The organism is Agarivorans sp. 2_MG-2023, from assembly GCF_030548085.1.
Taxonomy (GTDB): domain Bacteria; phylum Pseudomonadota; class Gammaproteobacteria; order Enterobacterales; family Celerinatantimonadaceae; genus Agarivorans.
On the sequence record NZ_JAUORQ010000012.1, the window covers coordinates 47,511 to 71,913 of the forward strand.

The 24,403-nt window shown below is 44.3% G+C and carries 27 protein-coding genes and 1 pseudogene; 16 read left to right on the forward strand and 12 right to left on the reverse strand.

The genetic code is table 11. The features are described from left to right. The first annotated feature begins 53 nt into the window (after window positions 1-53). Both Q4549_RS17105 and Q4549_RS17110 read left to right on the forward strand, forming a co-directional pair. Window positions 54-1,058, forward strand: coding sequence for a hypothetical protein (locus tag Q4549_RS17105; RefSeq protein ID WP_303553702.1), 1,005 nt, complete (start codon window positions 54-56; stop codon window positions 1,056-1,058). 41 nt (window positions 1,059-1,099) lie between these two features. Continuing rightward, entirely contained in the window at window positions 1,100-1,978 is an 879-nt protein-coding gene (locus Q4549_RS17110) for a hypothetical protein (protein ID WP_303553701.1), read from the forward strand. 206 nt (window positions 1,979-2,184) lie between these two features. On the opposite strand, the pseudogene Q4549_RS17115 reads toward Q4549_RS17110, so the two are convergent. Next, window positions 2,185-3,381: pseudogene (locus Q4549_RS17115) on the reverse strand (IS4 family transposase). A gap of 153 nt (window positions 3,382-3,534) precedes the next feature. Here Q4549_RS17115 and Q4549_RS17120 point away from each other — a divergent pair. From Q4549_RS17120 to Q4549_RS17130, 3 genes are all read left to right on the forward strand, one after another. After that, window positions 3,535-3,930, forward strand: a complete 396-nt coding sequence (locus Q4549_RS17120) for a hypothetical protein (protein WP_303553700.1) — start codon at window positions 3,535-3,537, stop codon at window positions 3,928-3,930. Further along, window positions 3,923-4,480, forward strand: coding sequence for a hypothetical protein (locus Q4549_RS17125; RefSeq protein ID WP_303553699.1), 558 nt, complete (start codon window positions 3,923-3,925; stop codon window positions 4,478-4,480). Before Q4549_RS17120 ends, Q4549_RS17125 begins: the two co-directional genes overlap by 8 nt. Window positions 4,481-4,614: 134 nt before the next feature. Further along, complete coding sequence (locus tag Q4549_RS17130; protein WP_303553698.1) at window positions 4,615-4,956, forward strand: cupin domain-containing protein; 342 nt, start codon at window positions 4,615-4,617, stop codon at window positions 4,954-4,956. Window positions 4,957-5,122: 166 nt separating this feature from the next. Here Q4549_RS17130 and Q4549_RS17135 read toward each other — a convergent pair whose 3' ends face one another. From Q4549_RS17135 to Q4549_RS17160, 6 genes are all read right to left on the reverse strand, one after another. Beyond that, window positions 5,123-6,331, reverse strand: a complete 1,209-nt coding sequence (locus tag Q4549_RS17135; RefSeq protein WP_303553697.1) for an MFS transporter — start codon at window positions 6,329-6,331, stop codon at window positions 5,123-5,125. An 18-nt stretch (window positions 6,332-6,349) separates the two neighbouring features. Further along, window positions 6,350-6,541, reverse strand: coding sequence for a hypothetical protein (locus Q4549_RS17140; protein WP_137672698.1), 192 nt, complete (start codon window positions 6,539-6,541; stop codon window positions 6,350-6,352). A gap of 231 nt (window positions 6,542-6,772) precedes the next feature. Next, window positions 6,773-8,266, reverse strand: coding sequence for a cell wall metabolism sensor histidine kinase WalK (locus Q4549_RS17145; RefSeq protein ID WP_303553696.1), 1,494 nt, complete (start codon window positions 8,264-8,266; stop codon window positions 6,773-6,775). Next, window positions 8,256-8,957, reverse strand: coding sequence for a response regulator transcription factor (locus Q4549_RS17150; RefSeq protein WP_303516178.1), 702 nt, complete (start codon window positions 8,955-8,957; stop codon window positions 8,256-8,258). The genes Q4549_RS17145 and Q4549_RS17150 overlap by 11 nt, the downstream gene beginning before the upstream one ends. Before the next feature lie 79 nt (window positions 8,958-9,036). Beyond that, on the reverse strand, window positions 9,037-9,744 hold the full coding sequence (locus tag Q4549_RS17155) for a spondin domain-containing protein (RefSeq protein ID WP_303553695.1): 708 nt from the start codon (window positions 9,742-9,744) through the stop codon (window positions 9,037-9,039). A 13-nt stretch (window positions 9,745-9,757) separates the two neighbouring features. Beyond that, on the reverse strand, window positions 9,758-10,459 hold the full coding sequence (locus Q4549_RS17160) for a spondin domain-containing protein (RefSeq protein ID WP_303553694.1): 702 nt from the start codon (window positions 10,457-10,459) through the stop codon (window positions 9,758-9,760). Between the two features lie 441 nt (window positions 10,460-10,900). Between Q4549_RS17160 and Q4549_RS17165 the strand changes: the two genes are divergently transcribed. The 7 genes from Q4549_RS17165 to Q4549_RS17195 all read left to right on the forward strand — a co-directional run bounded on the left by Q4549_RS17165 (window position 10,901) and on the right by Q4549_RS17195 (window position 16,269). Further along, entirely contained in the window at window positions 10,901-11,686 is a 786-nt protein-coding gene (locus tag Q4549_RS17165; protein WP_303553693.1) for a transporter substrate-binding domain-containing protein, read from the forward strand. A gap of 15 nt (window positions 11,687-11,701) precedes the next feature. After that, window positions 11,702-12,370 carry an amino acid ABC transporter permease gene (locus tag Q4549_RS17170; RefSeq protein WP_303553692.1) on the forward strand — a complete coding sequence of 223 codons (669 nt, stop codon included), beginning with the start codon at window positions 11,702-11,704 and terminating at the stop codon, window positions 12,368-12,370. Between the two features lie 12 nt (window positions 12,371-12,382). After that, window positions 12,383-13,033 carry an amino acid ABC transporter permease gene (locus Q4549_RS17175; protein WP_303553691.1) on the forward strand — a complete coding sequence of 217 codons (651 nt, stop codon included), beginning with the start codon at window positions 12,383-12,385 and terminating at the stop codon, window positions 13,031-13,033. Then, window positions 13,020-13,748, forward strand: a complete 729-nt coding sequence (locus Q4549_RS17180; RefSeq protein ID WP_303553690.1) for an amino acid ABC transporter ATP-binding protein — start codon at window positions 13,020-13,022, stop codon at window positions 13,746-13,748. Before Q4549_RS17175 ends, Q4549_RS17180 begins: the two co-directional genes overlap by 14 nt. Before the next feature lie 39 nt (window positions 13,749-13,787). Beyond that, window positions 13,788-14,615 carry a MurR/RpiR family transcriptional regulator gene (locus Q4549_RS17185; RefSeq protein ID WP_303553689.1) on the forward strand — a complete coding sequence of 276 codons (828 nt, stop codon included), beginning with the start codon at window positions 13,788-13,790 and terminating at the stop codon, window positions 14,613-14,615. A gap of 149 nt (window positions 14,616-14,764) precedes the next feature. Beyond that, entirely contained in the window at window positions 14,765-15,781 is a 1,017-nt protein-coding gene (alc, locus tag Q4549_RS17190) for an allantoicase (RefSeq protein WP_303553688.1), read from the forward strand. Continuing rightward, entirely contained in the window at window positions 15,781-16,269 is a 489-nt protein-coding gene (locus tag Q4549_RS17195) for an ureidoglycolate lyase (RefSeq protein WP_303553687.1), read from the forward strand. Before alc ends, Q4549_RS17195 begins: the two co-directional genes overlap by 1 nt. A 1-nt stretch (window position 16,270) precedes the next feature. Here the strand turns inward: Q4549_RS17195 and Q4549_RS17200 are convergent, their stop codons facing one another. Further along, window positions 16,271-17,155: a LysR family transcriptional regulator gene (locus Q4549_RS17200; protein WP_303553686.1), complete on the reverse strand. Its 885-nt coding sequence runs from the start codon at window positions 17,153-17,155 to the stop codon at window positions 16,271-16,273. 107 nt (window positions 17,156-17,262) lie between these two features. Here Q4549_RS17200 and Q4549_RS17205 point away from each other — a divergent pair, with 107 nt between their 5' ends. Further along, entirely contained in the window at window positions 17,263-17,889 is a 627-nt protein-coding gene (locus Q4549_RS17205; RefSeq protein ID WP_303553685.1) for a bifunctional 2-polyprenyl-6-hydroxyphenol methylase/3-demethylubiquinol 3-O-methyltransferase UbiG, read from the forward strand. Window positions 17,890-17,895: 6 nt separating this feature from the next. On the opposite strand, the gene Q4549_RS17210 is transcribed toward Q4549_RS17205, so the two are convergent. Next, window positions 17,896-18,438, reverse strand: coding sequence for an NUDIX hydrolase (locus Q4549_RS17210; RefSeq protein ID WP_303553684.1), 543 nt, complete (start codon window positions 18,436-18,438; stop codon window positions 17,896-17,898). Window positions 18,439-18,730: 292 nt separating this feature from the next. Here Q4549_RS17210 and Q4549_RS17215 point away from each other — a divergent pair, with 292 nt between their 5' ends. Together Q4549_RS17215 and Q4549_RS17220 are read left to right on the forward strand one after the other, a co-directional pair. Beyond that, window positions 18,731-19,969, forward strand: a complete 1,239-nt coding sequence (locus Q4549_RS17215) for a nidogen-like domain-containing protein (protein WP_303553683.1) — start codon at window positions 18,731-18,733, stop codon at window positions 19,967-19,969. 56 nt (window positions 19,970-20,025) lie between these two features. Continuing rightward, window positions 20,026-20,484: an invasion associated locus B family protein gene (locus Q4549_RS17220; RefSeq protein WP_137672682.1), complete on the forward strand. Its 459-nt coding sequence runs from the start codon at window positions 20,026-20,028 to the stop codon at window positions 20,482-20,484. Window positions 20,485-20,579: 95 nt separating this feature from the next. Here Q4549_RS17220 and Q4549_RS17225 read toward each other — a convergent pair whose 3' ends face one another. Both Q4549_RS17225 and Q4549_RS17230 read right to left on the reverse strand, forming a co-directional pair. Then, a complete protein-coding gene (locus Q4549_RS17225) occupies window positions 20,580-21,668 on the reverse strand; it encodes an alkene reductase (protein ID WP_303553682.1) in 1,089 nt (362 codons plus the stop codon). Between the two features lie 40 nt (window positions 21,669-21,708). Beyond that, a complete protein-coding gene (locus tag Q4549_RS17230) occupies window positions 21,709-22,389 on the reverse strand; it encodes a glutathione S-transferase family protein (RefSeq protein ID WP_303553681.1) in 681 nt (226 codons plus the stop codon). A gap of 156 nt (window positions 22,390-22,545) precedes the next feature. Between Q4549_RS17230 and Q4549_RS17235 the strand changes: the two genes are divergently transcribed. After that, window positions 22,546-22,908 (forward strand): helix-turn-helix domain-containing protein, encoded by a 363-nt coding sequence (locus Q4549_RS17235; protein ID WP_137672679.1) that lies wholly within the window; start codon window positions 22,546-22,548, stop codon window positions 22,906-22,908. A 1-nt stretch (window position 22,909) separates the two neighbouring features. Here the strand turns inward: Q4549_RS17235 and Q4549_RS17240 are convergent, their stop codons facing one another. Beyond that, the gene (locus tag Q4549_RS17240; RefSeq protein ID WP_303553680.1) at window positions 22,910-24,274 is read right to left on the reverse strand and encodes a PLP-dependent aminotransferase family protein; all 1,365 of its coding nucleotides are present in this window, start codon (window positions 24,272-24,274) and stop codon (window positions 22,910-22,912) included. Window positions 24,275-24,403 lie beyond the last annotated feature (129 nt).

Consider the following 24,403-nt stretch of genomic DNA (forward strand, 5'->3'; position numbering starts at 1 on the left):
TTAAACAAGGAATTTTTCCTCTTATTAAGCTGTTAAGCCTCTGAGGGAGTACCGTGGACTTATTGAAATTACTAAAAGATAAAGCTGAATATTTCTCTACATCTGAAGATGATAGAGGAGTGTCCAGTGTAGTCACCCATATTGAAATTGCAGAGCGACACTATGAAAATGGTAAGTCTGGAGATGACTATCTATTCAATGATGTCATCTATAGAAGCAACCAAGCTTTTGAAGGCGCTCTTAAAGAAGCGTACCGAATAATTACCGGAAGTAACCCAAACAAAATAACACCACATAAGATTGAAAAGTACTTTGAAGAAAATGATGTTCTAAAAGAACGAGTTCTCCAGTTATTTACAAACTATCGAACGGAATGGAGAAATAAGTCAACCCATGATTATAAACTCTATTTTTCAGAGCAAGAGGCTTTTCTAGCAATAGTGAATATTTCTGCATTTATAAATATTCTACTTGATCAAATGGCTCAAAAACGAGCATATGACAAAGAGGACAATGAGCTTAAATCCTCTCCGCCAGCTAAAGGCACTAGCTCCAAAAACAAGCCTCTCATAGAGCGAGTGGTTGAACTTTTAATTTCGTTTTCGAAAGAAGTTCCAGATAAAACTTCAGGCTCTATGATTCCAAGAATCACCGAGGTCGAGCTGATTGGCTCCCTAACAGCATTCTTAAATAACCTTGCTGAAGATATCAATGTGTTTTCGGAGTATTCGATATCGAGAAAGCAAAATGGCCGAAATTACTATGCTGACTTCTTCCTGCAAAGAGATGCTGAGAAGCTGATAATAGAGATTAAAAACCCAAGTCACGGTGTTTCGCGCATACTGAGTAGTGGAACCGAGCAGCTACTAAACTATTTAACCGCATCAGGGGTTACAGATGGTGTCCTCTACATTCCACCACTACTAAAGAATGAAGAGCTGGAAATATCTAGGGTGTCTAAAATAATCGGAGATATTACGTATAATTTAGTCCAAATATACCCCAAGAGAAGACTTAACAAGTCAATCCAGCCGACCGCTGACGCGTCGGCTGATTGAGGCGTTAGCTGCCACTTCAAACTCATGCGTAAGGATGCACCTTGACTCTAGATAAGCTATTCGAATTGTTTGAAAAAACTTACTTTCACGAAATGGAAGTAAGAGAGAAGTTAATTGGTCGTGTTCAACTAAATTTTGCCCTTCTTGCTGCCGTATTATCTTTTGTTAGTTATATGGTAAGAATGGTCGACTTCGAACAAAAGACTGTCGTAATAATCACTTTTTTTATTCTAATCTCACTGATTATAATCTTATCTTTCTTCTGCCTTAAACATTTATTAAAGGCGTTTTGGGGAAATGAATATAAAGGGATGCCTTCGCCAATTGAAACAGATGATTTTCGTGATGAATTACTGAAACATAAAGGTTCTATTGATGAATACAATACTAAATACCCCGACAATCTTCAGGAAGTAGTTGTTATCAATGATTCAATGAAAACTTATTTATATGAACACTATCGAGATTGCGCTACACATAACACTATTATTAATGATACTAGATCAAGTCATATTCATCATTCGTTTAAATGGCTTTTGTTTTTAGCCATACCCTTTGTGTTATCAAGTATAGTATTTATCTCTGGTAATCTAGATGTATCATCACCACGAAAAGAAACCCCGATAGCCGATAAGTCCGCATCAAAAAATTTACAAGATATAAATAAAAACTTAGTTATATTAAATAAAAGTTTAGTTACGTTTAGTAAATCGGTAAACGAAAGTGTCACTAACCCGGACGCAAATAAATTACTTGTCAGTGAGTTACTTGAAATATCTAATAACCTATCTAGCATAAATGAAACATTAAAAGGAAATAAGCTTATGTCTAATAACCAAACGCCACCGCCACCAGTTAAGCCTTCTCAACCACCAGCTAGAAAAGTTATCGAAAATAATGCACCCAAACCTAAAATGTAGGATAAAACATGACTAATAAACCTGTTCCACCACCACCGCCGGTAGCTCCAAGAGCGCCTGTTACAAGAACATTAAAAGATGAAGTTCCACCACCGAAGAAAAAGTAGCAGCTAACAAGCCAATCAAGGCGGGACTGCTAAGTTTCGCTTCGCTACACATTTTAGCGAAGCATTATCAGCCCCTTATTGGGGCGCTGGAGGATCCCCTCATAAATCTTTCAGTCCCGCAGAGTGAGTCAACCAGCGAAACTCGTTAATTGCCCAGCGTATTCGCTGCTCTGGTATGTCGAAGTCAGGCCGTCTTCGCACTTCTTTGCCTAGCCTCACGATTGATAGTACCGCCCGTTTTCGAATGGTATTTGCCTGAAAGTGTCGTTGCCAACCTATATGCTGAGCAACCAGCCCTAACCACCATAAAGTGATTTCAGCCAGCATCGCTATCAGCAATAGCACGTCATACCTGCGCGGACAGCGCGACCGGCTATGGCGCAAGCCAAAGCCGTATTGGGGGCTTTTTAAGTCTCTAAAGGTTTCTTCTATTTGCATCCGTTTTGCGTATAACTTCGTCACTTGTACCGCGTTAAATAATTCAGGGGGTAAATTGCTGGCCAGTACCCAAGGCTCTTTGGCTTAGCGGTGATACAGCTTCTTGGCCGAGTGATTGTTACCGGAGCGGCGGGAGCGTTTATCTTTACGGTGCTTATCGTTAGATTTGAAGACATATAAATGACAGGGCATGGGTTTCTTGCGGGCTATCTGTACTGCGCCAATATAGCGTGATTTACTGCTCGCCGAATCATACAAGGTTTTAGTCAGCACCCATTGGTCACTGAGCTGGTAACAGACCTCACCACGTAGCCTACCCAGCCAATACCAACCGTAAGAGGCCACTTCTCTAAACCACGTGTTTCGGTATCCCGCATCAGTGATAATCAGCGGTGTACAGCCTTTGGGCAACACCTTCGCGAGTTCAGATAGAAACTGATTGTGGCTACGTGGAGCATTGTAATCTTTGAACTCGAAGGTGCGTTCATACAAGGTGATAGAACGGCCCTTTATTGAAACAGAAGCGCGCAATGTCATCATCCGTAATTGCTCACGAACATCAGCCCAATCAACCAAGACCACTGGCATGGGGTTAGCGCCGCAAATCTGCCGAGCATGCCACTGGTATATCGCTAAACGTTCACTATTTAAATGGTGATTACCGAGCAAACGGTCGATACGTTTAATGCAGTGTTTGGGTGAGGTACGGCTGGTGATATTCCGCCCTAGCTCGGTGAGAGACAGTTTATCGCCATCCAAGAGTGATGTAGTGGCAACCATCAGAGAGTTAAGGCGTTTTTTGTGAATATTAGGGCATAGCTCAATAAGCATTTGGTGTAGAATTTGAATTTCGCGCATCCCGACTGCCTCCGTGCAGGGTTAGATAGAAAAGGTTTTTGGCGAAATTAATTAGATCAAACCACGGGGTGCGCGTCTACTTATATGAGTTCTCAGAGGATTATGAGGGGATTCGCTAGATTGGGGCGTTTTAAGCCCACATAGAATCGAGTGATGATTGTAAGAGAAGAAATGTTCCAGCCAATCCTTGAGGTGTCAGATGCGTTTCGCCCTATCTGGAATGAATTTATTGAGGAGTGGAAAGATGATGATGAACTTCCACAGTATTTAGCTTTGGGAGACTTGGCGCGTTATATTTCAAGTTTAATCTCTGAGTCAAACATCGAGGAAGTTAAGAGAATATTTGCTGTCATCGAACGCTGGCACTTGGAGGGCGATTCATATGTAAAAGAAGCTGCCACAGTTGGAATTCTGGAAGACCTTCAATATATAAATGTAGTGGGTGAAGGGGTTCCGGAAAAGATAGAACTGTATTTACTCCCTGAGTCAAAGAAGTGGTGGTTAAAAGTCTACGAATTTTGGGAAGAAAGTAAAATCATTAGTGAGTAAAGCTTATAACAAACAGCTCAAGCCGACCTCCACTGCGTTGGGCGTTAGGCTTTTCGGAGGAAATTTGGAACTAAAGTACGCTAAATCAGAAGATTTGAATAAATTTGCGAAGCATGTGCCGATCAGCGATGAAATTACAACGCAATTACTCAAAGGACACTTGTTGGTCGAAGAGATTACTCGTGACTTGCTTCAAACTCTCTTGCTTAACCCCGATGCCTTAAAAGGCAATAGTGGTACTTCGTTCGATTGTCATCAAGTAATCTGTCTAGTGGAGTCGTTGCTTCCCTGCTGTGAAGATACAGAATGGGTTTGGCTTGCAGCTAAAAAGATTAACAAGATCCGTAACTCTCTAGCGCATCAATTAGAGCCTAAAGGGCTAGACCATATGTTGGGTGATTTTTTAAAACTTGTGCAAAGTAAATCACCTCACTATCAACAGATTAAGCGAAACTTAGATGTCCCTAGGCGAACTCTGATTTACGGAGCTCTCTTGGCACTTTGTTCTGAGTTATCAGCTTTGGTAGAAGAAGTTGAGACCAAAGCCTAACAAGCGCTTCAAGTTGATTCGTAACGCTTGGCACCTTTGGTGTGAATTTTGGTTTGTATGATTACGGTTTAAAATTTGGCTTCAGTGGTGCGTAACTCACAACTTAAGCGGGCGTTATATTTCAAGGAGCACTTTTGGCAGTCACTAGCAATAAATTAGCCGAGCATTACACTTGGGGAAACCAGTGTGACGGTTGGCATCTTGTAAAATCTGAAAGCCTAAGTGTAATCCAAGAAAGAGTGCCTTCTGGTTGTTCTGAATCTCGTCATTTCCACACCAAAGCAGAGCAATTCTTTTTTATCTTATCTGGTATTGCAACTATCGAACTTGAAGGAAAAACCTTCAGAGTAAAACCAAATGAGGGTATTCATATCCCTGCTGGTTCAAGGCACCAATTGAGTAACCAGCATGAAATTGATTTAATATTTACAGTAACATCCACACCACCAAGTCATGGTGATCGAATTGAAATATAACAAGGAATTCAACACGGACAATGTAGTTGATCCGATTCAGTAGACACTTCATTCAAACAAGATGAGATGTTTATGCCCATTAGCTAGGCGTTACTCCATCAAACCTAACACATTTTAGTCCATAAACGTGTTAGGAAATGATTCCTCTTGATTCCCTCCGACAGACTTAACTAGCAGCCGCCAAACGCAATACTGGTTTGTCATTAATCGGCAAGTGAATCAGTGCGGCGATAAAGGCCAGCGCTACGGTTGACCACCAGATAGGTTCGTAAGAACCGTAGTAATCATAAATACGTCCGCCTGCCCAAGCGCCCAGAAAACTGCCCACCTGATGGGTAAAAAATACTAAACCGTACAAGGTAGAGAGATACCGCGCACCAAACATTTGTCTCACTAAGCCAGAGGTTAATGGCACAGTACCCAGCCAACAAAAGCCAATTGCCCCGCCAAAAATAGCCGCGCTGCTCTCGGTAACCGGTAGGGTGACAAATCCGGCAATCACTAGGGTTCGCATTAGGTACAAGGCCGACATAACATGGCGCTTACTAAACCTATCGCCCATTACCCCCCAGAAATACGAACCAAAGATATTGAATATGCCCACATAAGCCAAGGCCATTGCCCCGGTAGTTGCGCTTAAATTTTTATCGGCCAAGTAACTCGGCAAGTGCGTAGCAATAAACATTACATGAAAACCGCACACAAAAAAGCCCGCATGAATCAGCCAATAGCCTTTATGAGAAAACGCCTCTGATAGAGACTCTTTTAGCGTTTGCTTGTCGTCTAATACAGCTTGATTGTCAGTGCTAGGTTTTGCGGCTTTCATGAACATGGCAAAGGCAATCATTACTGCACATAACAAGGCAAAGCCTTGAAGAGCGCCCTGCCAACCCACTTGGCTCATCATTAGCTGGGCACCAGGTATCATCGCAAACATGCCAAAAGAGCCTGCCGCAGTGGTTAAACCAAAGGCTTTGGCGGCATGTTTGGCCGGTACTACTTTTGCCACTGCACCTAATACAATCACATAACTGGTGGCACTTAGCCCCGCCCCAACTAATACCCCTAGCGACAAATACAGCATGCTGGGTTCAGCTGCGATAGAGCTTAGATACAGGCCTAAAGCATAAGCAATAGCACCTAAAATAATCACTCTTTTAGGGCCCCATTTATCGGCAGCCATACCAACAAAGGGCTGAAATACACCAAACAATAAGTTTTGCAGCGCAATGGCAAAACTAAAGAACTCTCTACCGAGCTGAAAGTGCTCAGACACTGGCATCATAAATATGCCAAAAGACTGCCTAATGCCTAGGCATATCACCAGAATGCCAATGCCTAGCCAAACTAGAATGGGAAATCGAAAAATACTCATTGTGCCTTCTTGCTTACTTTAATGATGTTGATGATGAGAGTGATGATGGCTGCTATGCATGCCTTCATCATTCATTTGGTGGCAACCGCTATTCATAGCTTGCTCGGCCAACAGCTTTAATAAGCTTGGCGAGTGATGTACCAGCAGCAAAGACAAACTCAACAAGGTGAGTATTCTTAATACTTGAGCAAGGGTAGATTGCGAAAACATGGGCCTTATTAACTACAAACAATAAAAAGAAGCGCGGAGTGTAAGGAAGTCGATGACATGTTCCAAATGAATTTTTGTCACTTAAGTTATGCAGTGAGCGCATAGTTTATTTGTTAGGCAGCGTTTGTGTATTTCGATCTATAAATCAACGCTGAAATAAGCGCTAAGCAAAACCAAAAAGCCAGCGACAATTCGCTGGCTTGTTAGTTTAAACGCATCAAGTAGGCCCGCTTACATGGGTTTGTCTAAGCTAAAACTAAAGCGAGTACCCTCGCCTAAGGTTGATTCAACACTAATAGAAGACCGGTGCAACTGCACAATTCGCTTAGCAATTGCCAAGCCTAAACCGCCGTGCGAACTTTTATCTTTCGCGCGATTAGCCGCGCGATAGTGGGCGTCAAAGATATGCGGTAAGTCATCGGCGGGTATACCGGTGCCAGTATCACTCACGGTAATTAACAGTTTGTCACTTTGCTGTACGGGGCTAATTAGCACCTTAATTTCATCGCCATCACTACAATGGCGAATCGAGTTTTCCAGTAAGTTAGTAAATACCCGTTCAATGCGTTGAATGTCGGCACAGGCGAGCAGCGATGGATCTTGCGGGTCGACACGCATGCTTACGTTCTTTTTGTGAGCGGCTAACTCGAGCTTTTGAATGACATCTTGTGCCAACTCGGCTATGGCCACTGGCTCTTCGTTAATGGTGGCGGAGTCACTGTCGAGGTGAGCAAGTTCAAATAACTGCTCCACTAAACTAGAGGTTTTACGGGCGCTACTCAATGCCACTTTAATCAACTGCTCGCCTTCTTCGGCCGACAGATCTTTGTGTTTTAATTGCCAGGTTTCTAAATAGCCCTGCAGCGATGCAAGTGGTGTACGTAAATCGTGAGATACGTAAGAAATAAGCTCGCGGCGCAATTGGTCGGTATCTTTTACCTTTTGGTATTGGCCTTTAATGGTGGTGGCCATGTCGCTAAATGCCGCCCCCAGCTTTTGTACTTCGTCGTGTGAGTTATCTTGCCAATGCCCCGCTATGTTCGAGCTTTGTTCCAAACCCACATGCTGGAATTGATCAATATCTTTAGCCAAGCGACGCAAAGGTTTGGTGAGCAAACCAAATATAAGAAACACCACCAGCAAACTAAATCCAAGGATGAACAGTAAGCCCAGCATGCTCAGCTTCATTATGTGGCTGCCCTGCAATAGCTCAGCCACGCTATCGTATATTTCACCACCAATGATGATGTACAAGTAACCTTTAACAGTGCTGCCTTCATGAATTTCAGCTACCGAAAAAATCTTTCGTCGGCTGCTGGAGCGAGGGTCGTCTCCAATAATCGGCATGGCGCTGTCGCCATTAATAAAGTGGCGGATCGGTTTTAAGGCTACTTGCTTACGTTTAATTTTGCTGGGATCTGCTGAGTAGGTCACCACGTTGCCGCTGGTATCGAGAATATAAAACTCAAAGCTAGGGCCAAGAATCATCATTGAATGAAAAGCTTGTTTAATTGCTTTGGGATCGAGCTGCCCGTCTTTGAATAACTGGCTGTCGTGCACCAAATGTTCGGCCAATTGTAGGTGCAGCTTCTGCTCAATTTCATTTTGGTATTGCTGCGAGCTTTGGTGAGCCAAACCTAGCAACAGGCCACCAGCAAGGATAAAGCACACCACTACCGCCAGCATTAACTTGCTGTAAAAAGAACTAATAAATTTAAACATCATTAAACTTGTACCCTACTCCCCACACGGTGAGCACATATTCAGGATTAGACGGATCGCTTTCTAATTTAGTGCGTAAGCGGTTGATATGAGAGTTCACCGTATGTTCGTATCCACTGTGTTTATATCCCCACACTTGGTCAAGCAGCTGAGCGCGACTAAATACCAACCCGGGTGACTTGGCTAAGTGATGCAGTAAATCAAACTCGGTAGAGGTAAGTTCTACCGCTTGCTCACGTACCGACACTAGGCGGCGGGCGACATCAATAGTTAAGTCTTTCCATTGCATCACACTGGGTGCAGGCTGGTTTTGACTTTGAATTAGCATATCTACTCGGCGCAACATGGCTTTAACCCGCGCTTGTAGCTCGCGTACACTAAAGGGTTTGGTGAGGTAGTCATCTGCGCCCATTTCTAAACCCACCACACGGTCGGCTTCAGAGTCTCGAGCGGTAAGCATTAAAATTGGGGTGTTTTGTTGTTGCGCGCGCAGTTGGCGGCAAATATCGAGGCCATCCATGCCGGGCAACATTAAGTCGAGAACGATTAAATCAAAGTTGTCTTGGCTGGCTTTGGCAAAACCTTCCGAGCCGTTTTCACAACTTTCTACCTGATACATCATGTCACTCAGGTTCATGGTGATCAGATTATTAATATCGTGGTCGTCTTCAATGACCAGGATCCGAGGGGACATACAGGCTCCTTTCCTTGTATTTATAGACAGACCAAATAGTTACGCCCGCACCGCAGCACGGGCGTAATAACAAACAGTATTAGTTGGTACGAGTAATAACTACGCGCCCAACAGTGCCTGAGATTCGATGATCAGGCAGCAATACTGACATTGCGTCGTCGGCTTGGGTTACTAGACCGGGATGGCGAGAAACTTTGTTCATCGTATCATCTCGGGCTGCGTTAAAGCCTTCGCCGCTGTCTGCTGGGCCAGGAATAGAACCCATTGCTTCACTGTTTGCTTCCGTACCAGCATCGTAAGCGGGTAGCGTGTAACTCATGCTGTCGCCTACCATTAAGCCTGAAACATCAATCGCATTCAAACCAGTAAACGCATCATTTGTGTTTACCATCATGCTTGCTAGGGATAATTTCATCTCAGTGCGATCTTCAGCACTAATCATTAGTTTTTCGTAGTTACCTGGGCCAATAGCCCCTGCACCTAGTACTGCAACGTTGGTATCGGTAAACATCGCTGCTAAGTCGGCAGCGTTTCCGCCTTCAGCCATGGTTTCTAAGGGTACACTTGCAGATAAACCTACCGACCACAAACTCATCGTAGCACTGTGTATACCTACCACTACTGGCGATAAAGGTTGTGCTGCGGTGTCGTTGTACACGGTGACTTCAAAGTCTAGTGTATCGGGTGGCAATACAACAACGGTGTCATCATCACTGCCACATGCACTTAGTCCTGCCGCCATTACCGCTACGGCCAAGGCTCTCTTTGCAAAACTTGAGATAGCCATAGATCCTCCTTAATTACTTAACGGTAACAACTACTTTGGCCACTGGGTTTAACCAGCGGTGAATACGGCTATCTAGATCGCTCATGCCGCCAGCTGCGTCTTGGTCACCTACGTTACCCGGGTGAATATGAATTTTGGTATTAGCTGAAGCTGTTGCTACGCCGCTACCACCAGTACCGCCGTTCATGCCAGGGTTAGCTGGAATACCTGGAACGCCAGACATACCGCTTCCATCGACAACTAGCTCATCGTTGACTTCGGTACCAGCGTCATAACCATTCATGTAGAAGGTATAAGTGCCGGCTTCGCTCGGAATTTCCCAGCTATCTTTACCCACAAAACCATCGTTGGTTGGCAATAACATTGCCACGATACTGAGGTGAGTATTACTGCCAGTGTCTAAATCACTAACCATTGCGTATTCGGTTGGGGCAAGTAAGCCACCAGCAGGGTTAGCCGATGAAACAGCAGATATACCGTCGGCAATGGTTTGTAGACCAGAGATATCACCACCTTCAGCCATTGCTTGCAGAGCTGAAGAGGCGGTTTGCCCTACTTTGAACAAATGTGCGTCAGAGGTATGTGCAGTAACTAATAGCGGTGTGTAATAGATACCTTGGGTAAGGTTAGTGATTTTAACGTCTACCACTGCGGCTTGGCTTAATGTACTTACAGCAATCAATGGCATTGCTAACAAAGATGACTTGAGATCCATGGTTCGCTCCTTTTGCGGTCCTTATTTAACAGTCAAATCCAGTATAAGAAGCACATGTCCCAACCAATTCACAGAGTTATCACTTTTTCATCACAGAGTACATTTTCAATTTAAATCAAATGGTTAAGCTTAAAATTTAATTAAAAACATTCCTTTTATAACGGTAAAGATAAATATCTACTGACTTAAATAGCAATAATAAATACCACTTTAGTGGTATTTATTGCACCGCTTTGGTCGTTATTCGGCACCAAAGTGGGTGAATAATCTGCAAACTCTCCAATCCCAAAGCAAACAACAGCCTAAAAAATACGGTAAATCATTGTTATTAAACAATTAACTAAATAGTTATTCATACAGAAAGTTCTCGGCTCATTTGTTGCAAATATAAAAATATAGATTCAATCGTTTCATTTAAAATTAACCCGCTAAGGAAGCCCTATGTTTACTTTAAAAAAATTGATTGCTAGCGCCGCTATCCTAGTCTGCGCCCTAACCAGCACTGTAAGCCAAGCCGACCAACTATCAACACTTATGGAACGCGGTGTACTAAAAGTGGCGGTACCTCAAGATTTTCCTCCTTTTGGATCTGTGGGTAGTGACCTACAACCAATGGGCTACGACATAGATATGGCGCGCTATTTAGCCGAACAATTAGATGTAAAGCTGGAGTTGGTGCCAGTAACCAGCGCTAACCGCATCCCTTACTTGCAAACCCGTAAAGTTGATTTAGTGATTTCCAGCCTAGGAAAAAACCCAGAGCGCGAAAAAGCCATCGACTTTAGTGAAGCCTACGCGCCTTTTTTCTTAGGGGTATTTGGCGCTGAAGATGTAACGGTAAGCTCGGCCAAAGAACTTACAGGCAAAACCATTGGCGTAACCCGTGGCGCTGTTGAAGATATTGAGTTAAGCAAATTAGTGGACAGCTCAACCACCATTAAGCGCTTTGAAGATAACAACACAACGCTGTCTGCCTACCTATCTGGCCAAGTTGAACTGATTGCTACCGGTAACTTGGTCGCTACAGAAATCGCCAAGCGCGTACCTACCCGCAAGCCTGAAACCAAGTTTTTACTTAAAAACTCACCTTGTTATGTTGGTGTACTTAAAGGCGAACAAGCTTTAGTAGACAAAGTGAACGGCTTAATTGCCCAAGCGAAAAACAGTGGAGAGCTAGAGCGCCTATCACTGGCTTGGTTTAAAACCTCGTTGCCTAAAGAGCTGTAAGACAAGGAGCGCGTAATGAGCTACCAACTGGACTTTAGCGGCCTACTGCCCTACTTACCCGAGCTCGCCAAAGGTTTATTAACCACCGCCGAGCTAACCGTGTATTCCACCTTTGCAGGAATACTGCTTGGCACCGCAGGTGCGGCAGGGAGAATAAGTAACAAAGCTTGGTTACGGTGGCTGATTAGCGCGTATGTAGAAGTGATTCGTAATACCCCTTTTATTGTGCAGTTATTCTTTATCTTTTTTGGCCTGCCAGCGCTAGGGCTTAAACTTAGCGCATGGCAAGCCGGCTGTTTAGCCATGGTGATAAACCTTGGCGCTTACCTCACCGAAATTATTCGCGCAGGGATTGAAGCCACCCCAAAAGGCCAATGGGAAGCGGGGAAAACCTTAGGTTTAAGTCACTGGCACATTTTTAGTCGCATCGTACTTCCTACCGCTTTTCAAAGAATTTACCCTGCGCTAGTGAGCCAATGCATCATAGTCATGCTGGGCTCTGCTGTGGTATCGCAGATATCGGTAGAAGAGCTCACCTTTTCCGCCAACTTTATACAATCGCGCAATTTTCTCAGCTTTGAATCCTATTTAGTAACAGCACTAATTTACTTATTGCTCGCCATTGCCATGCGCCAGTTGTTCGAGTTAAGCGCTCGGCGTTTATTTAAAAACCCGGTCTTGTAGGAGCCAATGTTTATGATGCAATTTACTGATTGGGACATTTTACGCAACCTGCTACTCGCCGCTCGCTGGACCATATTGCTGTCCCTTGTCGCCTTTGCTAGCGGTGGCTTAGTCGCGCTAATGCTTACCTTTATGCGCATTAGCAACAGCCCTGTTTTGGCCGCACTGGTAAAAGGCTACGTGGAGCTGTTTCAGGGCACACCTTTATTAATGCAGCTGTTTATTATCTTTTTTGGTTTATCGCTAATAGGTTTAGATGTTAGCGCTTGGACCGCTGCCATTATTGGCTTAACCCTATTCACCAGTGCCTTCTTATGTGAAATATGGCGCGGTTGTATAGAGTCCTTACCCAAAGGACAGTGGGAAGCTGCTAGAACCTTAGGCCTTAGCTTTTTTCAAACTATGCGCTACATCATTTTGCCGCAGGCACTAAAAGTAGCGATTGCCCCCACCGTAGGGTTTTCAGTGCAAGTAGTAAAAGGCACCGCACTTACGTCAATCATCGGCTTTGTAGAGTTAACCAAGGCTGGCACCATGTTAAACAATGCCACCTTCCAACCCTTTAAAGTATTTGCCTTAGTGGCTGTACTGTACTTTTTATTGTGTTTCCCGCTGTCGCTGTACAGCAAGCATTTGGAGAAGAAACTCAATGTCACTGGTTAGTATCGAAAACATTCATAAATATTATGGCCAACACCACGTATTAAAAGGTATTGATCTAAAAATAAAAGCTGGCGAAGTTATCTCTATCATCGGCCGCAGTGGTTCGGGTAAAAGCACTTTATTACGCTGCGTGAACGGCTTAGAGCCTTTTCAAAGCGGCGCGATAATTGTAGATAAACAAGCCGTAAGCGAAGATGAAAAACAGCTTAGGCAACTGAGCCGCAGCGTAGGCATGGTGTTTCAAAACTTTAATTTATTCCCCCATATGACAGCCGGCGAAAACATTATGCTGGCCCCCAAATTAGTATTGGGAAAAAACAAACAAGAATGCCTAAAACTAGCTAAAGAAGTACTCGAAAAAGTGGGTTTAGCGGACAAGTTTGATCAATACCCCACCAGTATGTCTGGCGGCCAGCAGCAGCGGGTGGCCATTGCGCGCTCGTTAGCTATGTCGCCCAAAGTATTGCTGTGTGACGAAATTACCTCGGCTTTAGATCCCGAACTTGTGGGCGAAGTGCTTAAGGTGCTTGAGCAACTGGCCGCCGATGGCATGACCTTAATATTGGTGACCCACGAAATGAACTTTGCCCGCGACATAGGCGATAAAGTGGTGTTTATGCATCAAGGAAAAGTGTGGGAAACCGGTGACAGCAAACAGGTTTTTGCTCAGCCGCAAACCACAGAATTACAAAGCTTTATCTCAGCAGTACTCTAAGCTTTAGCAAACCAATCTCGTAAAAGGAATGAATCATTTATGACTACATCGGCCTGTGCGTTTAACCAACGTATTGTTGAACACTATTCGCAACTTTCTGCTAAAGCGCGTTTAGTGGCCGACTATTTACAGCATCATCCCGATAAAGTGTTGATTCAATCTACCGCAGAAATTGCCAGTGCTTGCCACGTCTCTAAAGCCAGTGTTAGCCGTTTTTTTCGCCAGCTAGGTTACCAAGATCACCAACAAGTATGTGACGAGCTTAGACAAGAGCGCGAATGGGGCCAGCCGCTACTCACCAGTGAGCCCAGTGATACTAGCGAACATAGTGATTTAGCGGCCATTAGCCAGGTGTTCAAGCAGCTAGAACAAATGGATTGCGAGGCTCTAGTGCAGCAAATCGGCCAAGCCAAGCGTGTCACCATTATTGGTTACCGCAACAGCTATCCGCTGGCCATGCACTTTCGTCAGCAGCTAATGCAGTGCCGTAAGCAGGTACATTTACTGCCTATTCCCGGACAAAGTATTGGTGAAGAACTAGTGCAGTTTGATGATAAAGATTTGGTAATTCTAATTGGTATTCGCCGCCGTCCTAAAATATTTGCAGCGCTGATTGACCAATTGGAGCACCTTAATTGCTTGCTGATCACCGACCAAAGCGGCCAATGCTATCGCTCTAAAGTAAAACACTTGCTGGTGTGCCCAATGAGCAACCATTCGCCCCTAGATAGCTACGCTGCACCCATGAGTTTACTCGCCCATTTAAGCAATAAGGTCTACGATTATTTAGCACACTCGGCGCACACTCATAGCCACCAAATCAGTAACAATTATCAATTATTAGACGAACTAGAACCACACAACTAACAGCCTGTTGTTCCCTATTCCCTGACACAAAGCAGAGAGAAACAGTAAACAGCAATGAAACAGTTGAACCAAAACTTTAAATTAAGAGCCAGTTAGCTCATAAAAACGCCACCGCGTAACGACATAAAACTCGATAAATAAGGATACACATGAGTCAAGTAATGATTGCCGAGCAACCTGCCAACGCCCCAGCTTTTAGTCAGCAGTTTATTAACCTAGCCGACCAACGTTTAGGCAGTAAAGTGGTAGCGGTAAGTGATGATTTTTTTGCGGCTGCTGACCGTATGCTTAACCATCTACCGGCCGAATTTTATCCCGATAAATACGATGATAATGGCAAATGGATGGATGGCTGGGAAAGCCGTCGTCGCCGTGACTCTGGCCACGATTGGAGCATCGTTAAACTTGGCGTAGCTGGCAGCGTTAAAGGCTTACAAATAGACACCAGTTTTTTCACCGGCAACTATGCGCCCGCAATAAGTATTGAGGTTTGCCATTGCGAAGGTGATTTACCGGCAAACGATACCCAGTGGCAAGCACTATTGCCCGCCAGCGCCTTAAGTGCCGACAACAACCACTTTTTTGAAGTAAGCACCGAGCAAGCCATTAGCCACGTGAGAGTGAATATTTTCCCCGATGGCGGTATCGCAAGGCTTAGAATATTTGGTCAACCTGCGGCCACCGCGAACAGTGACCAACGCATTGATTTAATCGCCCTTAAAAATGGTGGCCGAGTGGTTGGTTTTAACGATGCCCACTACGGCACGCCAAGCAACTTATTGGCACCAGGCAAAGGGGTAAACATGGGAGATGGCTGGGAAACCCGCCGCCGCCGCGAACCCGGCAACGACTGGTGTATTATCGCGCTAGGCCAAGCAGGTAGTGTTGAAGACATCGACATTGCGACCACCCACTTTAAAGGCAACTTTCCCGATAAACTGTCTATTCAAGCCGCCAATATCAGCGACCCTAACGATTTGAGTTTAATCAGCCAGAGTATGTTTTGGGAAGAGTTACTGGCGCCCCAGGCTTTAAGTGCCGACAACGATCATCATTTTAGCGAATTAAAGCCCTTAGGCGCTATTAGCCATATTCGAATAAACATTTTCCCCGATGGTGGGATTAGCCGAGTACGACTTTGGGGCAAAGTAAAAGGTAATAATTAATGCTGGAGCTAACACTCGAACCGCTCACCAAAGCCGCTTTTGCGGCTTTTGGTGACGTGATAGAAACAGAAAACACCGAGCACTTTGCGATAAATGGCGGTTCTACCCAGCGTTATCACGATTTAGCTAAATTGCAGCACAGCGGCAGCCACTCAGCAATGATTTGCTCTATCTTTCGTGGTCAAGCATTTGAGCTACCACTCACTATTTCGATGATGGAGCACCACCCCTTTGGTAGCCAACTGTTCATGCCGCTATCTGATCGGCCTTATGTGGTTGTGGTGGCCAGTGCTGGAGCACTAAAAGAACAATACATTCGCGCTTTTTTAGCTCAAGGCAATCAAGGAGTTAATTACCATAGCGGTGTTTGGCATCACCCTCTTATCAGCCTGCAGCAAACCAGTGACTTTTTAGTTATTGACCGCAGCGGTAAAGAAGCTAACTGCGTTGAAAAATCCTTAAGTGCCGCGATACGTTTAATCGCTTAGCTTAATTAAGATGCTTGGCCAAAAAGTCATACACCATGCGCAAGCGCCTACTGGTGTTTAGCTCACGATGCACCACCAACCAAGACGGCGTAGCAAATGCGGGTAAATCTGCAAAAGCGCGCTCAACTAAGGGCTCGCTGTCTCCTACGTTCTCCAGCATAAAGCCTATGCCTAAACCTTGTTTAACCAGCTCCCATTGCACAAGGTGATTACTCACCGACACAGGAAAGTTGCTTTGTTCAAGCGCAAAGCCGGATTTACTTAACTCATCGATTAATTCATCACTTTTACTAAAACCCAAAAAATCCGCCTTAGCTAAACTTGTTATCGTACGCGGCTGAGGCCACTGCTGAAGATAAGCCCGCGCAGCATACATATGTACATTGATGTCTTTGAGCTTACGCGCAATCAGTTCAAGCTCTTTGGGTTGATAGGCGCGAATCGCAATATCAGCTTCTCGTCGCAATAAATCACTGCTGTCATTACTGGCAATGATTTCTACGCGGATCCCAGGTGCATGATCTCGTAATTTAGCAATAATTGGCGGTAAAATGTAAGCCGCGACCGCTTCAGATGCTGAAATACACACATCGCCCTCAATCGCTTCTGCGCGACCAGATGCAGATAACGACAAACTGTTCGCCGCATCGCCCATCGCCTTCACGTGTGCCAACAGTTCCAGCCCACTGCCAGTAAGTTGTAAGCGCCCACTCACCCTTTCAAACAGCGACACACCCAGCTCCTGCTCCAAGGCGCTAACTTGCCGCCCAAGTGTTGGTTGCGTCATATTCAAAGCTCGCGCCGCAGCCGACAAAGAGCCCTCTTCAGCAGTCACCAAAAAGGCTCTTGCCCGATTCCAATCAAAGTTTATTGAACGCCAATCCATTCGAATATGCATACCTAAGATACATAAAACTACATTGTTATAGCTTTATTGCATGGTTACTATTTACCCATTAGCAAGACAAAGCAAATATTAAAGGGAAGCACTCGATGGCGGCTAACGTTAAATTTTGGGATAAACATGCTAAGGGCTATGCCAAGCGAGTAATTGCAGATAACCAAGCTTACCAATACAAGCTAGAGCAAAGTCGCCAGTATTTTTCCAAGCAAGCCACCGCTATAGAAGTAGGTTGTGGAACCGGCTCAACAGCGCTGTTGCACGCCCCCCACCTTAAACATTTACTTGCTACCGATTTATCGTCGGGAATGCTAGACATTGCCGAACAAAAACGCCAGCAGCAAAACATCGGGAACGTAGATTTTAAGCAAGCAACGATTGAAGGTTTGGATGTAAACGAACCGGTAGATGTTGTGCTAGCACTTAACCTGATTCACCTTCTTGAAGACAAAGATACCGCCATTGGCAAAATAATGACCTGGCTAAAACCGGGTGGTGTATTGATTACCAGTACCCCTTGCTTAGGCGACAGAATGAAGTTTTTTAAGGTAATAGGCCCGATAGGTAAAGCACTAGGCCTAATGCCTTTGGTTAAGGTGTTTACCGAGCAAGAGTTGCTTAACAGTTTTAATCAGCAAGGTTTTAGCATTGAACAGCAATGGCGACCTAATAAAGCCATTTCTAGCTTTGTAGTCGCTCGAAAACCAAAGGTAGAATAGCGGTGTTTACACCGCCGCTTTGAGTGGATTTTCGCTTAGGCATTCTGCCAACACTTGTTGCAACAAAAAGGTTTCTCGCTCAACCGACATCCCCGCTTTCGGGTTATTTTCCATGGTGTCTAGATTGTGCTGAATAGCGTGATGAATGTTTAACCAAACTGGCTTCATGCCATTGTTGATTTCATAGTCTTCTAACGCATTGTTGCCCAGCTCATCGTCAATTTCACACAGATAACAATAAGACAGCATATGCATATAGTCAGCATCATCTTTATACCAGGGGCGATATTCTTCATAGCAGCCAAAGGCTTCTATATTGCGAATATTTTGTGCACCAGTTTCTTCACTCAATTCCCGCTTTAAGCCAGTAATAAGGTCTTCACCTTGATCCACGCCACCACCAGGTAGTGTGTAATCATGATAACGCTCGGTATACATCAGCAAGATATCGTCACCCTTCAACACAATCGCACGTGTCGCAATACGCTCTAAGGCCCTACCCGTAAGGGAGCCTAAATCGGAATGGATGGTTGATTTGAGTAAGCGCATAGTGATTTAGCTGATTGAAAAATGGCTGGCGAATTTAGCAGTTAAGTCCTAAACAAGCAAACCCACTTTATTGCGGTGACTTCGGGGTATAAATAAAGTTTTTTATTTATAAATATTTATGTCGACAAATTTTACATAAGACAAATAATAAGTCTTACCTTAAATCTTAACTACATGAAAAATAAAGGATAGTTATATAGGGCTTGATTCTTGCTTTATCGAGTGTCGAAAAATAATTATAAATCATTGGTTTAACTAAGCATCTTTGTAACAACATTGAAGGAATATACTTGTGCAAAAGACATCTTTAGCATTAATCACAACAGCGAGCCTCCTCCTTGGGTCCTTTACCGCTCAAGCCACCATGTTGAGCGGATTTGGTGGAGACGCTGGTTACGGTGAGCTAGCCATGGGCAGAAATGATGATGGTTCATCGAATCAACTCGACCTGCCCTTTGAAATTAACTACTTTGGCAATAGTTACAATGAGTTTTTCGTAAACAACAACGGGAACATTACTTTCGAAAGCCCATTAGATGGCTTCACTCCAGTCGCCTTCCCCGTTGCCGAACAGCCAATGATTGCGCCATTTTGGGCTGATGTAGATACCGGCTGTGCTGAATGTGGTGAAGTATATGTAGGTAGCCCTTCTGACGGTGTAGTAGCAGTTACTTGGGATAACGTGGGTTACTACGATGAAAACTCAAACAAAGCTAACAGCTTCCAAGCTGTACTGATCGACCGTTCAGATACAGGCGCAGGCAACTTTGATGTTGAATTTCGTTACGACAAATTAGAATGGACTACTGGTGATGCCTCTAACGGCTCAAACGGCTTAGGCGGCACCCCCGCTCAAGCAGGTTATGATGCTGGTGACGGCGAAAACTTTTTCGCTCTGCCTGGTTCATTTAGCGAGAATATTTTAGATCTCGTTTCAAGCTCTAATACTGGCGAAGATGGCGTATGGCGCTTTGCTATTCGCGAAGGCGCGTTACCAGGTGCAACCCCTGATAACCCAATAATGCCAGTAGTAGTAGATGGCGGTTGGGGTTTTGAATTCAACGTAGATGCCGATGAATTAGTCTTTATTGATCCAGATGTAGCGGTTGGTTACGACTACATTGTTGATTCAGGTCCAAACATTCGCACGGTTACGCTACCTGCTGGTTTCGACGACGATATGTTCTTTATCTGGCTATGGACTGGCGTAGATTGGGAACAAGTTGCCAATTTAGCTGCTGGTGATGTTTATGACTTTGGTGTTGATGGTGTTGACCGTTTCCGCGTAACGGGCATTGACACGTCAAACGAGCTGGACCCAAATGACGAACTAGCATTTGTTACCGGATTAACTTTTGCTGGTTCAGGCACCGTTGCCATGCGCCAATTACCAATTCTAGAGTTTATTCCTGGCCCAGGTAACGCAGTACCAGAACCTAGCACTTGGTTGTTGATGTTAGTAGCAGTAGTATTGTTACTTAGCTCTCGCAAACGCAGCGACTCTGCACCAATAAGCTTAATGCCTGCATAAGCTAAGCGGTTAAAAGTAAGGGAGCTTAAGGCTCCCTTTTTTGTTACGGACAACTTATGAAAAATGTATTTATCGCTTTATTTTCATTGCTTATCACTAGCACCACCTTAGCTGAAGATTTTGAAGCGTGGACAGTTAAATGCCCACCGGGTAAGCCCTGCGTAATCACTCAAATGATTATGAAGAAACAAGGCGATGCAGCAAACGTTATAGCCGGAGTGAGCTACTTCAATCATGCAGAACAACCCATTTTAAAAATTAGAATTAGCGCAAACGCTGAGCCTAAAAAGGGCTTGGGGTTAAAAATTGATGAGCAAAAAGCCCTTCATTTGCCTATCACTACCTGTGACAACAAGCTTTGCGAAGTTAATGTAGTCGCCGATAGGCAATTGATAGAAGATCTACAGAACGGAAAATTGATGTCGATTGCCTATATCCTTAAAAGTAACCAGCAACAAACTGCATTTCCGGTAATACTCACTGGCTTTAAACAAGCTTACGGCTCTATTCAATAAATAAAAAAAGGCCTCGCAAGCGAGGCCAAACACCACAGGGAATGTGGACTTGCACAAACATTTTTTGCTTTAGCTTTTTCGCAAAAAATGAAACTTTAAGAACTTACGGTTACTAGGCTTGGGTAATCGGTATACCCCTTAGCGCCACCACCATATAAAGTATCTTGATCTAATTCATTCAGCTCTGCGCCTTGCTTGAAGCGCTCTGGTAAATCGGGGTTAGCAATAAATGGCGCGCCAAAAGACACCACGTCAGTACTATCATTTGCAATCGCTTGTTCTGCACTCTCTGCGCCATAGCCACCGTTTGCCATATATGCACCTGCAAAACGACTGCGTATTTGGGCAAAACTAAAGCCTTCGTTATTCGCGCCAGCAAAGTTTTCAACAACATGTAAGTAAGCCAAATTCATTGGGCTTAACTGCTCAGTTAAGTAGTTAAAAAGAGCTTGAGGCTTGCTATCAGACATTGAGTTGAAAGTACCGGTTGGCGAGATGCGAACTCCAACTCTCCCACTCCCCCATACTTCAGCAACAGAAGCAGTAACTTCAAGCGTCAAACGCGCTCTATTTTCGATAGAGCCACCATAGTTATCGCTACGCTGATTAGTGCCATCTTTAAGAAACTGATCTAACAAATAGCCATTGGCTGCATGCACTTCTACGCCATCAAAACCCGCTTGCTTGGCGTTAATTGCCGCTTGCTTAAATTGCTCAACAATTGAGGCTATTTCATTACTTTCCAAAGCACGCGGTGTTTCAAAATCTAAAAAGCCTTGCTCGGTAAATGCTTGGCCATCTGGCGCTATGGCCGAAGGTGCAACGGGTAACTCCCCATCTAACTGAATAGCTGAGTGAGAAATGCGGCCAACATGCCATAGTTGCAGCACAATTTTTGAGCCCTTAGCGTGCACCGCATCGGTAATGGCTTTCCAACCTTGAATTTGTTGCTCGCTGTGAATACCCGGCGTAAAAGCATAACCCTTACCTTGCGGTGAAACTTGAGTAGCTTCAGTAATAATTAACCCGGCACTGGCACGTTGTTGATAGTACTCAACGTTAAGTGCCTGAGGTATATCACCAGGTTGGGCTGAGCGCGAACGCGTAAGCGGTGCCATCACCACCCGATGCTTTAAGCTAATATCGCCTAAGTTAATCGGAGAAAATAAGTTTGCTAGAGACATAATTAATTCCTTTCAGTTATCACAAAATGGCTTGGCTGGTTTATCTATTACTTAGCGCCAAATGGCTTTCGGCTTTAAGCCAATATTCGGCGTACAATTGATTAAAGTCGTCGACCACTGAACGCTGCACCGCAGGTAAGGCCAACAAACGCTCGCCTAATCCACTTAAGCGAGGAAACTCGGCCAACCAATCTTTAGCGTATAGCGTTTTCGTGGCCGCGAAACGGGTGAATAGAGGAGCTAGTGCAGTATCGATTAAGGCTAAATCATCCCCATTAAAATAGGCGTTTTCACTGGTAAGGTTTTCTAAGCGGCTTAGCTTGTCTTTTAGGCTCGCTAAGGCTGAATGGTAATCGTCTTCATTTTTCGCCATCGACGTTTGGTACTGAGCCATTAACACTTGGCTAGCATATTCAATCCACCCTCGATCTTTGGCTTTTTGCAAAGGATCTGTTGGCATCAACGAGCCTTCGGTAATTTCATCTAGAAACTCATTAATTACTGCTGACTCAAACAATACTTGGTCACCGTATTTCAATACTGGTACCTTGCCTAAAGGTGACAGTGCGAGAAACCAGTCAGGTTTGTTAGCCAAATCAACATATTGTATTTTGAAGTCGATCCCTTTGTGCAGTAAGGTAATCACCGAACGTTGAACAAAAGGGCAAAGCTTAAAACTAATCAGTTCAATACTTTGATTGGGCTGGTAGGTGGTGGGCATGATATTTTTCCTTGTTGTAACAAACAAATATTCACCTGGTTACCAAATACAACTTCTGTATCCAAACGAAACATAGTATCTTTTGGTAACTATAAGATTGTTTTGACGAACTACAAGTACGCACAAATTAGATATTTAGTTTCCTAGAGGTGCCTAATGTTGGATTCAGCGGCTTCCAGCCACGAAAAAAAATATGAAGTTTCTGAGACAATGCATGAATGTCCGGTGACTACTGCCATTGATGTGATTGGTGGAAAATGGAAAGTGATTATCTTGTATCAGCTACGAGGGAAAACGCTTCGCTTTGGTGAGTTGAAAAGAGAGATCCCTAAAATCACTCAAAAAACGCTAACCCAGCAACTGCGTAATTTAGAAAAAGATAAACTGATCGAACGAAAAGTATATGCCGAAGTGCCGCCTAGAGTGGAGTACACCCCGACGTTTTTGGCCGAACAACTAAACCCAGCCTTAGATTTATTATGTGCTTGGGGAAAAGACTATCAAAAAGCCCACGAGTGAGCTAAATACGCCTCAGCAATACATCACGTATCAAGCCAAGTGCGTGCTTTAATTGTTCAATATCTTGAGTGGCCATTAAGCTTATCCGCACTGCGGGTCTTTGTTGGCCTTCAACACTAAAATGTTGCTCACCGCTAAGGTGAATATGGTGTTTTAGCATCACCGCTACAAAGGCTTTACTGGTCCAGCCTTGTGGCAAGTAAAGCCAAAGATGATAAGCACAGTGCTCAACAAGCGCTTGATTCACAAACTCTAACTCACTAAAAATGTGTTTCGCAGCTTGCTGACGGACTAAGGCCTGGCGCTTTTGCCACTGGCTAATTTGAGCCACAGCCCCGCTTGTTATTAGCTGACAAGCCAATTGCATGAGTAAAGGGGAAGGCAGCCATACCGTTGTTCTCACTAAGTTTATGTAGTCATCACGCTCACTTTTGGGTACCACCAATAAGCCTAAACGCAAACTAGGCGAGACGCACTTAGACAAGCTGGTTAAATAAACCGTTTGCTGTGGCGCAAAACAATAAAAAGGCTTGATGTTGTCGTCCGCTAAAAAGCCATAAATATCGTCATCAATCACTTGAATAGCATAGCGATTAACTAACGCAGCCAACTGTTGCCGCCGCTGGTTTGGCATCACACTTGCTGTTGGATTTTGACAAGAAGCCACCAATATTAAGGCCCTAATAGCTTGCTGTTGATGTTGTTTTTCTAAGGATTCAACCAATAAACCTTGTTCGTCTAAGTCAATGGGTACCGGGATTCGGCCCGTTTGTCGAAGTACTGAAAGAATTCCGGGATAACATAAGCGCTCTACCGCTACTCGATCACCCACTTGAGTAGTAGCAAGTACCGCCACTAACAATGCATGTTGCGCACCGTGACAAACTATTACTTGGCTTTGCTCAGACACAATACCTTGGCTTTGTAACCATTGGTGCAAAATAGCTAGTTGCTCTGGATTACCGGCATCATCTTCGTAATCACAATATGCTGCCAAATCATCGCCAGCTAAGGCCTTAAGCTGGGTACGTAAAGGTGCCAATAAGGGTCCATTTAATGGCGTAACCAAGGAAAGGTTAAACTCATTTCGAGTTCGCCCTTTTATACCGTCGCTAAGGTTTACGTTAAATGAAACAAAAGTGCCTTGCCCCACTCCCGAACTTATTAGGGCTTTGCTTTCTAATTCTTGATAAGCCTGTCGCACCGTAACGGCGCTACAGCCAATCTCTTTGGCTAAAACACGATGAGCAGGTAACTTGTTTTGGTAGGCTAAATGTCCCTTTAATATTGCATTCTCAATACAACGGGCTATTTCCAAGTATAAAGGACGAGCTTGCGGGTTAAAACTCGCTAACAAAGCTTGCATAGAGATATCGATATTCCATAAAAAATAGCATGAGGGCGAAGGCTGAAGCGAAGAGCCTTACGAGATACTATGCAAGTGTATCAAACTAGTCAGGTTTTAATTTGTGCATCGTTTTACTGAATAAACAGC